The sequence below is a fragment of the Shinella pollutisoli genome (genome assembly GCF_024609765.1).
Lineage (GTDB): Bacteria > Pseudomonadota > Alphaproteobacteria > Rhizobiales > Rhizobiaceae > Shinella > Shinella pollutisoli.
Genome location: NZ_JANFDG010000007.1, coordinates 163,494 through 176,162 on the forward strand (window position 1 = coordinate 163,494; position 12,669 = coordinate 176,162).

At 67.1% G+C, this 12,669-nt stretch carries 11 protein-coding genes and 1 pseudogene; 6 read left to right on the forward strand and 6 right to left on the reverse strand.

Annotated elements, in window-relative coordinates; translation table 11 throughout:
- Positions 1-6: 6 nt before the first annotated feature.
- The 4 genes from NNZ72_RS08225 to xylF form a co-directional block, all read right to left on the reverse strand.
- Complete coding sequence (locus tag NNZ72_RS08225) at positions 7-1,023, reverse strand: LacI family DNA-binding transcriptional regulator (protein ID WP_257314794.1); 1,017 nt, start codon at positions 1,021-1,023, stop codon at positions 7-9.
- A gap of 219 nt (positions 1,024-1,242) precedes the next feature.
- Positions 1,243-2,028, reverse strand: a complete 786-nt coding sequence (locus NNZ72_RS08230; protein WP_257314795.1) for an ATP-binding cassette domain-containing protein — start codon at positions 2,026-2,028, stop codon at positions 1,243-1,245.
- A 15-nt stretch (positions 2,029-2,043) separates the two neighbouring features.
- Entirely contained in the window at positions 2,044-3,357 is a 1,314-nt protein-coding gene (locus NNZ72_RS08235) for a sugar ABC transporter permease (RefSeq protein WP_257314796.1), read from the reverse strand.
- Positions 3,358-3,518: 161 nt separating this feature from the next.
- On the reverse strand, positions 3,519-4,559 hold the full coding sequence (xylF, locus tag NNZ72_RS08240) for a D-xylose ABC transporter substrate-binding protein (protein ID WP_257314797.1): 1,041 nt from the start codon (positions 4,557-4,559) through the stop codon (positions 3,519-3,521).
- Positions 4,560-4,827: 268 nt separating this feature from the next.
- On the opposite strand from xylF, the gene NNZ72_RS08245 reads away from it, so the two are divergent.
- Both NNZ72_RS08245 and NNZ72_RS08250 read left to right on the forward strand, forming a co-directional pair.
- Positions 4,828-6,042 (forward strand): ROK family transcriptional regulator, encoded by a 1,215-nt coding sequence (locus NNZ72_RS08245; RefSeq protein WP_257314798.1) that lies wholly within the window; start codon positions 4,828-4,830, stop codon positions 6,040-6,042.
- Between the two features lie 71 nt (positions 6,043-6,113).
- On the forward strand, positions 6,114-6,338 hold the full coding sequence (locus NNZ72_RS08250; RefSeq protein ID WP_257314799.1) for a hypothetical protein: 225 nt from the start codon (positions 6,114-6,116) through the stop codon (positions 6,336-6,338).
- A 13-nt stretch (positions 6,339-6,351) separates the two neighbouring features.
- On the opposite strand, the gene NNZ72_RS08255 is transcribed toward NNZ72_RS08250, so the two are convergent.
- Together NNZ72_RS08255 and NNZ72_RS08260 are read right to left on the reverse strand one after the other, a co-directional pair.
- Entirely contained in the window at positions 6,352-6,855 is a 504-nt protein-coding gene (locus tag NNZ72_RS08255; protein ID WP_257314800.1) for a hypothetical protein, read from the reverse strand.
- A gap of 29 nt (positions 6,856-6,884) precedes the next feature.
- Entirely contained in the window at positions 6,885-7,835 is a 951-nt protein-coding gene (locus NNZ72_RS08260; protein WP_257314815.1) for a LysR family transcriptional regulator, read from the reverse strand.
- A gap of 311 nt (positions 7,836-8,146) precedes the next feature.
- On the opposite strand from NNZ72_RS08260, the gene chvE reads away from it, so the two are divergent.
- From chvE to NNZ72_RS08280, 4 genes and pseudogenes are all read left to right on the forward strand, one after another.
- Complete coding sequence (chvE, locus tag NNZ72_RS08265; protein ID WP_257314801.1) at positions 8,147-9,217, forward strand: multiple monosaccharide ABC transporter substrate-binding protein; 1,071 nt, start codon at positions 8,147-8,149, stop codon at positions 9,215-9,217.
- 122 nt (positions 9,218-9,339) lie between these two features.
- The gene (gene mmsA, locus NNZ72_RS08270) at positions 9,340-10,875 is read left to right on the forward strand and encodes a multiple monosaccharide ABC transporter ATP-binding protein (protein ID WP_257314802.1); all 1,536 of its coding nucleotides are present in this window, start codon (positions 9,340-9,342) and stop codon (positions 10,873-10,875) included.
- Entirely contained in the window at positions 10,875-12,083 is a 1,209-nt protein-coding gene (gene mmsB / locus NNZ72_RS08275) for a multiple monosaccharide ABC transporter permease (protein ID WP_257314803.1), read from the forward strand. The genes mmsA and mmsB overlap by 1 nt, the downstream gene beginning before the upstream one ends.
- A 131-nt stretch (positions 12,084-12,214) precedes the next feature.
- Positions 12,215-12,669 (forward strand): annotated as a pseudogene (locus tag NNZ72_RS08280) (GguC protein); the annotation flags it as partial.

Consider the following 12,669-nt stretch of genomic DNA (forward strand, 5'->3'; position numbering starts at 1 on the left):
AATGTTTTAGGCCTGTGCCGGTCCCGTCGAGCCGCGGATGACGAGGTCGACGGGCCAGACCTCCTGCAGGCTTTCGACCGGCTCGCCCTGCAGCAGCCGCAGGGCCATGTCGCCGATCCGCCCGCCCGCCGCGCGGATCGGCGATTGCGTCGTGGTGAGCGGCGGCACGAGGTTTTCCGGGCTGAGATAGGGGAAGACGTCGTCATGGGCGACAAGCGAGATGTCGTTGCCCACGCCGAGCCCGGCGACGCGGATCGCCCGCATCGCGCCCAGCGCCGACATCATCGAGCCGGCGATCACCGCCGTCGGCGGTGCGGGGAGCGCGAGGAAGGCCTGCATCAGGCGGAAGCCGGTCTCGTCGGTGAATTCGCCGTGGCCGAGGAGTGCCGGATCGGCGGCGATGCCGCGCTCGGCGAGCACGGCGTGGTAGCCGCGGTCGCGGTCGCGCGCATAGGTGCTGACGGTGTCGCCGTTGATCAGCGCGATGCGGCGGTGGCCGAGGTCGGCGAGGTGGCGCGTGGCGGCGGCGATGGCGCCGCGGTTGTCGATGTCGAGATAGGCGAAGGGGAGGGCCGTGTCGCTGCGCCCGTGCACGACGAAGGGGAGCCCGAGCGTCCGCAGCAGCGGGATGCGCGCGTCCTCGCAGGCCGGCGAATGCAGGACGACGGCGTCGACGCGCTTGCTGCCGGCGAGCCGCCGGTAGGCGGCCTCCTCGTCGCCGGCGCCCTCCACGGTGGAGACGAGGATGTCGATGCCGTCCTCCTGCAGCCGGGTGGAGAGGCCGCCCATGAACTCGCTCGAATGTGGGCCGAAGCGGCCGCCGCCGCGGAAGACGATGCCGATCGCGCCCGCCCGGCCGGTGGCGAGCCGCTGGGCGCTGACGTTCGGCCGGTAGCCGAAGCGCTCGGCCGCCGCCAGCACGCGTTCTCGCGTCTCCTGCTTCACCTCCGGATAGCCGCTCAGCGCGCGGCTCACCGTCGTCTGCGACAGGCCGATGCGGGCGGAAAATTCCTTGAGGTTCATGTCCGGTTCCGGCTGCGTTGGTGATCGCGCAATCTTATGGACCGGGTGGGCGGCAAGGGCAAGGAAAGGGGCGGCGGGCCGGGCCCTCATCCGCCCTTCGGGCACCTTCTCCCCGAGGGGAGAAGGGACTGCGGCGTTGGCGTTCTTCCCCTTCTCCCCATCGGGGAGAAGGTGCCCGAAGGGCGGATGAGGGGGGCTTGTGCTCCGCCTCTCCGCCTCTCACGCCACCTGCATCGCCCCCGGCCCGGGGATCGCCTTCGGCGGCACCTTGCCGAGGATGATCATGCCGAGCACCTCGTCCTTGGTGACGTCCTCGGTGCGGGCGTGGCCGACGACCTGGCCGTTCTTCATCACCGATACGCGGTCGGCGAGGTCGAAGACGTCGTGGATGTCGTGGCTGATCAGGAAGATGCCGATGCCCTCCTTCTTGAGCTGCTTGATGAGCTCGCCGACCTGCGCCGTCTCCTGCGGCCCGAGCGCCGCCGTCGGCTCGTCCATGATCAGGATGCGGGCGTCGAAGAGGATGGCGCGTGCGATCGCCACCGACTGGCGCTGGCCGCCCGACAGCGCCTTCACCGGCTCCTTGAAGCGCTGGAAGTTTGGGTTCAACCTTCCCATCACCTCGCGGGCCTTGGCCTCCATCGCCACGTCGTCGAGCGTGCCCCAAGGGGTCCTGAGCTCGCGGCCGAGATAGAGGTTGGCGGCGGCGTCGACATTGTCGGCGACGGCGAGCGTCTGGTAGATCGTCTCGATGCCGTATTTCTTGGCGTCGCGCGGGTTGTTGATCTCGGCCGGCTCGCCGTTGATCAGGATCTCGCCGCCGTCGCGCTTGTAGGCGCCGGAGAGGATCTTGATCAGCGTCGACTTGCCGGCGCCGTTGTGGCCGAGCAGCGCCACCACCTCGCCGGGATAGAGATCGACCGAGGCGTTGTCGACGGCGTGGATGCCGCCGAAGGAGATGGAAATGTTCTTCATTTCCACGAGCGGCGTACGGGTTTCCGTCATGAGCGTGAACTCCTCTTACTTGGCGCGCGCGCGGTAGATCGTGTCGAGCCAGACGGCGACGACGAGGACCACACCGACGACGATGCGCTGGAACGGGGTGTCGATGCCGACCAGCACCATGCCCGACTGCAGCGACTGCATGACGAGCGCGCCGAGCATGGCGCCGGCGATCGTGCCCATGCCGCCCGACAGCGACGTGCCGCCGATGACCGCCGCGGCGATCGTGTAGAGCTCGTCGAGCTCGCCCTGGGCGTTGGTGGCGGCGTTGAGGCGGGCGGTGGAGATCGCCGCGGCGACGGCGCAGAGCATGCCCATCAGCGCGAAGATCTTGACCGTGACCCAGCGCGTCTTGATGCCGGCGAGCTCGGCGGCCTCCGGGTTGCCGCCGATCGCGAAGACGTAGCGGCCGAAGCGCAGCCGGGTGGAGATGAAGCTCATGATGATGCCGACGACGATGGCGATCAGCACGGGAATGGCGATGCCGTGGGCGATGAACAGGCCGCCTTCCGGCCATTCGATGCCGTTGGCGTCGGCGTAGCGGCGGGCGATGGCCACGGGCCAGGGATAGGAATTGACGATGGCGACGGCGCCGAGCACCAGCGCGCAGCCGACCGCCGCCAGGAAATACTCCGCCCACATCGGGCGCTGCGGGAAGCCGAAGCGCTTGCGCTGTTTGCGCGAGTTGATGATGGTCGCGACGATGGCGACGCAGGCGATCAGCCCGACGATCCAGCTCGCCGTGAAGCCGATCGAGCCTTCCGTCCCGCCGCCCATCAGGCGGAAGGTGGCGTCCATCGGCGCGACCGTGCGACCGCTCGTGACGAACCAGGTCGCGCCGCGCCAGACGAGCAGGCCGCCGAGCGTGACGATGAAGGAGGGCACGTTCAGGAATGCGATGATGGTGCCGTGCAGCGCGCCGATCGCCGCGCCAAGGAGAAGGCCGGCGAGCAGCGTGACGATCCAGGTCGCCGGATGGTTGAAGCCGAGCAGCTGCGGCAGGAGCTCGGCCTGCAGCACGCCCATGATCATGCCGACGAAGCCGAGGATCGAGCCGACCGAGAGGTCGATGTTGCGCGTGACGATGACGAGCACCATGCCCGTCGCCATCACGGCGACCGAGGCGGTCTGCACCGACAGGTTCCAGAGGTTGCGCGGCGTCAGGAACAGGCCGCCGGACATGATGTTGAAGCCGATCCAGATGATCAGCATGGCGCCCACCATGCCGAGCAGGCGCGTATCGATCTCGGTCGCGCGGAAGAAGCGCTTCACCGGGTTCTCGCTCGCCGCCCGTGCACGATTGGCATGTGCGGTATTGGTGATGTCGGCCATGGCCTTGCCGTCCCCCCGTTGTTGTTGAACGTGTCTTGCCGGGCGATCGTGCGGATGGGTCGCCGCATTCATCCTCCGCCCGCGGTCCATCTTGCGCAAGCGCCGCAACGCGAACGTTGCGGCGCCTGGAGACGGGCCTCAGGTCGATCCCGGACGGGGTCTCAGTCGCAGGCCGCGACCGAGCCGGCGGCAACGCCCTGGCAGGCGGTTTCCTTCGGAATCCAGCCGGCCTCGATGACGACGTTCAGGTTGTCCTTGGTGATCGGCAGCGGAGCGAGGAAGACCGACTTCATCTCGACGCCCTTCGGGCCGCCGTTGAAGGTGGTGACGCCCTCGATCTCGTCCATGGTCTTGCCGCCGGCGAGTTCCGCCGCGATCTCGGCGGCGCGCTTGCCGAGCTCGCGCGAGTCCTTCCAGACCGAGACGGTCTGCGTGCCGAGGGCGACGCGGTTCAACGCCGCATGGTCGGCGTCCTGGCCGGAGACCGGGACGGAGCCGGCAAGGCCCTGGGCGGCGAGGGCCGCGATCGCGCCGCCGGCCGTGCCGTCGTTCGAGGCGACGACCGCGTCGACCTTGTTGTCGTTCGCCGTCAGGAACTGCTCCATGTTCTTCTGAGCGTTTTCCGGCTTCCAGCCGTCGGTATAGGCCTCGCCGACGTTCTTGATCTTGCCGGCGTCGATCGCTTCCTTCAGCACTTCCTGCTGGCCTGCGAAGAGGAAGTCCGCGTTCGGGTCGGCCGAGTTGCCCTTGATGAAGACGTAGTTGCCTTCCGGCTTCACCTTGAAGACCTCGCGGGCCTGCATGCGGCCGACTTCCTTGTTGTCGAAGGTGATGTAGAAGGCGGCCGGGTTCTCGATCAGGCGGTCGTAGCCGACGACCGGGATGCCTTCCGCCGCAGCCTTCTCGATCGCCGGGCCGATGGCTTCCGAATCCTGGGCGAGCACGATCAGCGCGTTGGCGCCCTGGGCGATCAGCGATTCCACGTCGGTCAGCTGCTTGGCGGCGGAAGACTGGGCGTCGGCCGAGATGTACTTGTCGCCGGAAGCCTCGAGCGCTGCCTTGATGGCGGCTTCGTCGGTTTTCCAGCGCTCCTCCTGGAAGTTCGACCAGGATACGCCGATCACCAGGTCCTTGGCCTGGACCGCGGAATGCATGGAAACGACGATGGCGACCCCCGCCATCAATTTCAGAACGGACTTCATGTTAACCTCCCGAGTGAATACGGCCGCCCGGGCGAACCTCCCGCCCGGCAAACGGCCATCACGAATTCACGTTTGCACTTTTGCGTTGCGAGTCACTGTCTCGATGCCCCCTCCCGACAGGTCGGGAATTTTTTCTCGACAGTCGAGAAAATAGATGTCAGAACTTTTCCGGGCTGTCAACAAGGCTTGCGGGCTCTTGAACGGCGGCGCGGCAGATGCTTTGGGAGGAGCATGTGTTGCAGGACGGGAAGGCGCGCGGAAAAGGGTCATGCTGACGAAGTCGAGCACCGAGCTGGTCCGTCAGCAGAACAGCGCCCTCGTGCTGGCCGCGCTCCGGCGCCACGGCCCGCTTTCGCACACCGACATCGCGCGCCATACCGGCCTCGCGTCGGCGACCGTCTCGGCGATCACCGCCGAGCTGGAGCGCGCCGACGTGCTGGAACGGCTCGACCAGCCGGCCGCCGCCACGCGCGGGCGGCCGCGCGTCATCTTCGCGCCGCGGCGGAGGGCGGGCTATGCCGCGGCCGTGCGCATCTCCTCCGACGTGGTGCAATATTCGCTGGCCGACTATGCCGGCACGCTGATCGACCGGTTCGAGGAGGGGCGCGACCATGCCGGCGGGCCGGTCGCGCTCTTCGCCGAGGCGCTGCTTGCAGGGCTCGACAAGCTCGCCGCGCGCTCGCGGCTCGACCGGACGCAGATGCTCGTCATCTCGGTGTCGAGCAAGGGGCTCGTCGATCCGGCGACGGCGCGGCTCGTCTGGTCGCCGGTGCTGGGCGGGCAGCAGATCGACTTCGCCGCGCTCTTCGCCGGACGCTGGCGGGCGAAGGTCTTCCTCAGCAACGAGACGCTGCTGGTCGCCCATGCGCTCGCCACGCGCATGGAGCGGTCCGGCGGGGAGGGCGTGCCGGCGCTCGCGGCGCTCTCCCTCGGCCACAGCATCGGCCTCGGCATCGCCCGGCGCGAGCGCACGGGCGAGCTCGCCGTCACCGCCCCGAACTTCGGCCACATGCTGAACTCGGCCGACGGCAAGCTCTGCCGCTGCGGCGCGCAGGGCTGCATCGAGGCGTCGGCCGGCTTCTACGGCATCCTGCGCACCGCCTTCGAGGTGCCGCCGGACACGATCCCGGCGAAATTCGTGCCGCTTTCGGAAATGGACAAGATCGCGCTGCGCGCCCGCCAGGGCCACCGCATGTCGGAATATGCCTTCCGCCAGGCGGGGCTGGCGCTCGGCCACGGGCTGTCGCGCATGGTGAGCCTCTACGGGAACATGCCGGTCGCCGTCACCGGGCCGGGCACGCGCTATTTCGACCTGATGCAGCGCGGGCTGGAGGAGGGGCTTTCCCAGTCGCTCGAGGTGCGCCTGTTCGGCGCGCCGCCGATCTCGGTCGTGCCGGAGGAGGCGACCCTCGTGCTCGAAGGCCATCTCGACCGGGCGCTCGCGGCGATGGACCGCGACATCCTCGCCGCCGGCGACCCGTGATCTCACGAAAGACGGTTTTCCCGCGCGGCAAAACCGCCTATTGAGGCGGAAAGAGGCGCGAGGAGACGTTCATGAAGTTCATCGATCCCGACCATCCGTTCTACCGCCCGCTCTGGGTGCGGCTTCTCCTGGTCGGGCTCTGCGCGGGCTGGACGGCGCTCGAATTCTACAACGGCGCGGAGGGATGGGGGATGATCTTCCTCGCCGTCACCGCCTACGCCTTCGCCCAGCTCATCCTGTTCTTCAAGCCGTCCGATCCGGCCGCCCGGCCGCCGGAGGACGGCGGGAAGCCCTGAGCCGATTACGCTTCTAGCGCTTCAGTCCGAGGCGTCGCTCCGTCTCGATCCGCCGGATCGTCTCGTCGATCAGCATGTTGGCGATCTTCATGCGCAGCGTCGCGTTGGCGCGGAGCTCCGCCGGTGCCCGGTCGGGGTGGTTCTCCCGCGCGAAACCGCGCCGCCGCGCGAGCAGCGCCTCCACGCTCTCGCGCCCGTCGAGCGCGAGATCGGCCGCGACCTCCTCCGGCGAAACGCGCAGCAGATGCGGCGGGGGAGGCGGCGGAGCGGGTGGGGGCGGCGGATCGGCGGGCGGCGGCGGTTCGGACGGCTCCGCGCCGAGGTCGAGATAGGCGGCGGCCGCCTGCGCGCCCGAGGCGAAGGTGGCGCCCGAGCCGAGCCCGGCGAAGCCCGCGGGCAGGCCGCGCACGTCGCGGGGGCCGTCGTCGACGGGGGCCTCGCCGGCCTCCTCCTCCGCCTGGCGCGCCTCGGCCTTCAGCCTTTCCAGCACGGATTCGAATACGGTCAGGCCGAACATGGTCTCTCCGATGGCGCCGGGGCGCCGCTTCAGTCCGCCGCGAGCATCCGGCTGCGCTGCAGGATCAGATCATAGAGCAGATTGGCGCTCGGCGGGAGCGCCCTGCCTTTCACGGAGATAAGGCTGTAGGGCTTGATGTCGATATCGAAGTCCGTGTTGAGGATGCTGATCGCGCCGGCCTGCGCGCCGTTGTCGGCAATGAAGACCGCCATGTCGCGCGCCACCGGCGCGATCGCGTTCGAGCCGCAGACGATGGCCGTGGTGAGCAGGATCGACGAGGTGTTGACGACGGTGGAGGGCAGCGCCACGCCCGCAGCGAGGAACAGCTCCTCGATCCGGCGCCGGAGCAGCGTGCCGGCCGGCTGGAAGACCCAGTCGTAGCCCGGCAGGTCGGAGAGCGAGACCACCGGCTTTTCCATCAGCGGGTGCCCCTTGCGCACGATCAGGCAGGCCTTCTCGACGCCGATCTCGGTGACGTTGAAGAGGCGCGGGTTGAGGTCGTCCGGCACGCGGGCGATGATGAAGTCCTGCCGGGCGGCGAGCAGCTCGCGGGCGAGCACGTTGCTCGTCTCGACGCGGACGTTCACCTCGATGCCGGGATAGGCGGCGCTGACCTGCTGGATCGCCGGCACGGCGAGGCTGATCGCCGGCGCCGTCACCGAGCCAAGATAGACCGAGCCGCCGGTGCCGGATTTCAGCGCCGAGAGCTCGCGGTCGACCTCGCGCAGTTCGAGCAGGATGGTGCGCGCGCGCCGCGCGAAGGCGCGGCCGAAGGGCGTGAGCGCCACGCCGCGGGAGACCCGCTCGCACAGCGGGGCCTTGAGGATCGTCTCCATTTCCGACAGCATGCGCGAGGCGGCCGGCTGCGAGATGGAAAGCGCGTCGGCGGCGGCGCTCACCTGCTTCAGCTCCTCGATGGCGACGATCATGCGCAGGTGGCTGAGCTTCAGCCCGCTGCGCAGCAGGCTGATGCCCTGCAGGCTGTCGTCGACCTCGTCGAGCGGCGGCGGGCCGGCATTGGTGTCGTCGAGGCGCACGGTTCTCTCCGTCAAAAATAATATATATCGATCATTCTATATCAATTCTGATATCGAATTAGAAGATTATTGCATTTGACAGTTATGGCAATTCATACGAGTTTGCGCCCATGTGCGCCGGGATCCTGGGAGAGGGGGCCGGCGGGTCCCCATGTCCCGCCAGCCGAGACCGTCGTCTGCGAACGATCCCGTCCGCGCACAGATCACGCCTGGCCGCTATCCCGGCCAGTGCAGCAAAAGGGAGAGACCTTTCAATGAAAATGATCACTTCGCTTCTCGCCGCCGCTGCCATCAGCGTCGCGTCGTTCGTGGCGCCGTCCTTCGCCCAGGACAAGGGCATGGTCGGGATCTCGATGCCGACCAAGACCTCGACCCGCTGGATCTCGGACGGCGAGACGATGGAAAAGCTGTTCCAGGAAGCCGGCTACACGCCGGACCTGCAGTTCGCCGACGACGACATCCCGAACCAGCTCGCGCAGATCGAGAACATGGTCACGAAGGGCGCCAAGGTCCTCGTCATCGGCGCGATCGACGGCACGACGCTCTCCGACATCCTGCAGAAGGCCGCCGATTCGGGCGTGAAGGTCATCGCCTACGACCGTCTCATCCGCGATTCCGGCAATGTCGACTACTACGCCACCTTCGACAACTTCCAGGTCGGCGTGCTGCAGGCGACCAGCCTCGTCGACGGCCTCAAGGCGAAGTTCCCCGACACCAAGCCGTGGAACGTCGAGCTGTTCGGCGGCTCGCCGGACGACAACAACGCCTTCTTCTTCTACGACGGCGCGATGTCGGTGCTGCAACCGCTGATCGACAGCGGCGACGTCGTCATCAAGTCCGGCCAGACCGGCATGGAGACCGTCGGCACGCTGCGCTGGGACGGTGCGGTCGCCCAGGCGCGCATGGAGAACCTGCTCTCCTCGACCTACACGGACGGTCGCGTGGACGGTGTGCTGTCGCCCTATGACGGCTTGTCCATCGGCATCCTGTCGGCGCTGAAGGGCGTCGGCTACGGCTCGGGCGACATGGCGATGCCGGTCGTCACCGGCCAGGACGCGGAGCTGCCCTCGGTCAAGTCGATCCTCGCCGACGAGCAGCACTCGACGGTCTTCAAGGACACCCGCGAACTGGCGAAGGTTGCCGTCAACATGGTCGAGGCGATCCTCGCGGGCAAGGAGCCGGAGATCAACGACACCAAGACCTACGACAACGGCGTCAAGGTCGTGCCGTCCTACCTGCTGAAGCCCGTCGCCGTGGACAAGTCCAACGCCAAGGAGATCCTCGTCGGCGCCGGCTACTACACGGAAGACCAGATCGACAATTGATCGGTTCCGTCAACCTGCGGGGTTCGCGCCACGGCGCGGACCCCCTTTCATCTCGATCGCCGAGCGAATAGGCTCGGTGCATCCGATAGAACGGCCGGAGACGGCCCACTGGAAGCTGTTAGATGAGCAAGACTCTTCTCGAAATGCGGGGCATCACGAAGACGTTTCCGGGCGTGAAGGCGCTCAACAACGTCAACCTGAAGGTCCGCGAAGGCGAGATCCATGCGCTCGTCGGCGAGAACGGTGCCGGCAAGTCCACGCTCATGAAGGTGCTCTCCGGCGTCTATCCGGCCGGCTCCTATGACGGCGAGATCCATTTCGACGGCGAGGTGCGCCGCTTCTCCACCATCTCCGACAGCGAGCACCTCGGCATCATCATCATCCACCAGGAACTGGCGCTGGTGCCGCTGCTCTCGATCGCGGAAAACATCTTCCTCGGCAACGAAGTGGCCAGCAACGGCGTCATCGACTGGCAGAAGACCTTCCGCCGCACCCAGGAGCTGCTCGACAAGGTCGGCCTCAAGGAGCCGCCCTCGACGCTGATCACCGACATCGGCGTCGGCAAGCAGCAGCTCGTGGAGATCGCCAAGGCGCTGTCGAAGAAGGTGCGCCTGCTGATCCTCGACGAGCCGACCGCCTCGCTCAACGAACGGGATTCCGACGCGCTCCTGAAGCTGCTCATGGAATTCCGCGCCCAGGGGCTCACCTCGATCATCATCTCGCACAAGCTGAACGAGATCAAGAAGGTCGCCGACCAGATCACCATCCTGCGCGACGGAAGCACGGTCGAGACGCTGGACTGTCACGGCGAGGAGATCTCCGAGGACCGCATCATCAAGGGCATGGTCGGCCGCGAGATGGAGGACCGCTATCCGCCGCGCGAGCCGAAGATCGGCGAGGTCCTGCTGGAGGTGAAGAACTGGAACGTCTTCCACCAGCAGCACCGCGACCGCCAGTTCCTGCACGACGTCTCCTTCAACGTGCGCGCCGGCGAGGTCGTCGGCATCGCCGGCCTGATGGGGGCGGGCCGCACCGAGACGGCGATGAGCCTGTTCGGCAAGAGCTGGGGCCACAAGATCACCGGCGAGGTGACGATGCGCGGCAAGCCAGTCGACGTCTCCACCATCGAGAAGGCGATCAAGGCGGGGCTCGCCTACGTCACCGAGGACCGCAAGCAGCTCGGCCTCGTGCTGATCAACAACATCATGCACAACACGACGCTCGCCAACCTCAAGGGCGTCTCCAACGGTACCGTCATCGACGACCGCCAGGAGGCGAAGGTCGCCTCCGACTACCGCGCCAAGCTTCGCATCCGCTCGCATTCGATCTACCAGGAGGCCGTCAACCTCTCGGGCGGCAACCAGCAGAAGGTGGTGCTGTCGAAATGGCTGTTCACCAGCCCGGAGGTGCTGATCCTCGACGAGCCGACGCGCGGCATCGACATCGGCGCGAAATACGAAATCTACACCATCATCAACCAGCTTGCCGCTGAGGGGAAGGGCATCCTGATGATCTCTTCGGAGATGCCGGAACTGCTCGGGACCTGCGATCGCATCTATGTCATGAACGAGGGACGCATCGTGGCCGAGCTTTCCAAGGTGGACGCAAGCCAGGAATCGATCATGCGCGCCATCATGCGCTCGGGGGAGAAACATTAATGGCCACCGACACGACGCTCCAGAAAAACCAGCCTTCGGTCGGAGATTACCTCAGGAAGAACATCCGCGAGTACGGCCTTCTGGTCGCGCTCGTGGTGATCATGGTCTTCTTCCAGATCATCACCAACGGCGTGCTGTTCCGGCCGGTCAACATCACCAACCTCGTGCTGCAGAACTCGTTCATCGTCATCATGGCGCTGGGCATGCTGCTGATCATCGTCGCCGGGCACATCGACCTGTCGGTCGGCTCGATCGTCGCCTTCATCGGCGCGATCTCGGCGATTATGCTGGTGAAATGGGGGCTGCCGGCGATCGTCGTCGTGCCGGCCTGCATCCTCGTCGGCGCGGCAATGGGGGCCGCGCAGGGCTACTGGGTGGCCTACCAGAAGATACCGTCCTTCATCGTCACGCTCGCCGGCATGCTCGTCTTCCGCGGCATGACCTACGTGGTGCTCGGCGGCCGCCCGGTCGGTCCGTTCCCGAAGGAATTCCAGGTGCTCTCCACCGGCTTCATCCCGGATTTCCTGTCCTTCACCGATCCCGCGACCAGCGTCGTCAAGAACTACGTCGCGCTCGTCGCCGTGCTGCTGCTCGTCGGCTACGCGGTCTATGCGGGCCTGCGCGAGCGCCGGCTCAACACGCTGCACGAGACCGAGAACGAGCCCTTCGGCTTCTTCGTCGTGCAGATGGGCGTCATCGGCGCGGTGGCGATCTTCCTCGGCTTCCAGCTCTCGACCTATCGCGGCCTGCCGAACGTGCTCGTCGTCATGGGCCTCTTGATCGCGCTCTACACCTTCGTGACGACGCGCACGACGATCGGCCGGCGCATCTACGCCATGGGCGGCAATGAAAAGGCGGCGAAGCTGTCCGGCATCAACACCGAGCGGCTCACCTTCTACACCTTCGTCAACATGGGGGCGCTCGCCGCGCTCGCCGGCATGATCATCGCCGCCCGCCTCAACTCGGCGACGCCGAAGGCCGGCGTCGGCTTCGAGCTCGACGTCATCGCCGCCTGTTTCATCGGCGGCGCCTCGGCGTCCGGCGGCGTCGGCAAGATCACCGGCGCGGTGATCGGCGCCTTCATCATGGGCGTCATGAACAACGGCATGTCGATCATGGGCATCGGCATCGACTATCAGCAGCTCATCAAGGGTCTGGTGCTGCTCGCCGCCGTGTTCTTCGACGTCTACAACAAGAACAAGGGCTGACCGGCAGACGGCCGGCCCACAGGGACTGCAATTCAACGCGACTGGCCGCCGGGCGGCCGGCGCTGTGACGGGGTGCGTCACGGCAAGGGCGGAGCTTGGCCACCGGCCGGGCCCGCAGGAAGGAAACGGGGATGCTGATTTCGCAGATAGGCAACGAGGACGGCTCGATCACGGTGGCGGTGCGCGAGGAGGGCGGCCCGGCACGCGCCGTCAGGGGGGCGGGAAGCGTCCACGCGCTCGCCCTGGAGGCGGCGAACAGCGGCCGCTCGCTTGCGGCCGTCATCGAGGAGAAGGGTCTTGGCGACGAGATCGATCTGCAGGCCGCCTATGCCGCCGGCCGGCTGCTTGCGCCGATCATCCATCCCGATCCCGCCCACCTGCACCTGACCGGCACGGGCCTCACCCATCTCGGCTCCGCCGCCACCCGCGATTCCATGCACAGGAAGACGACGGAAGCGGCGGAAGAGACGCTCACCGATTCCATGAAGATGTTCCGCATGGGTCTGGAGAACGGCAAGCCGAAGCCCGGCGAGACCGGCGTGCAGCCGGAATGGTTCTACAAGGGCAACGGCACCCAGGCGGTCGC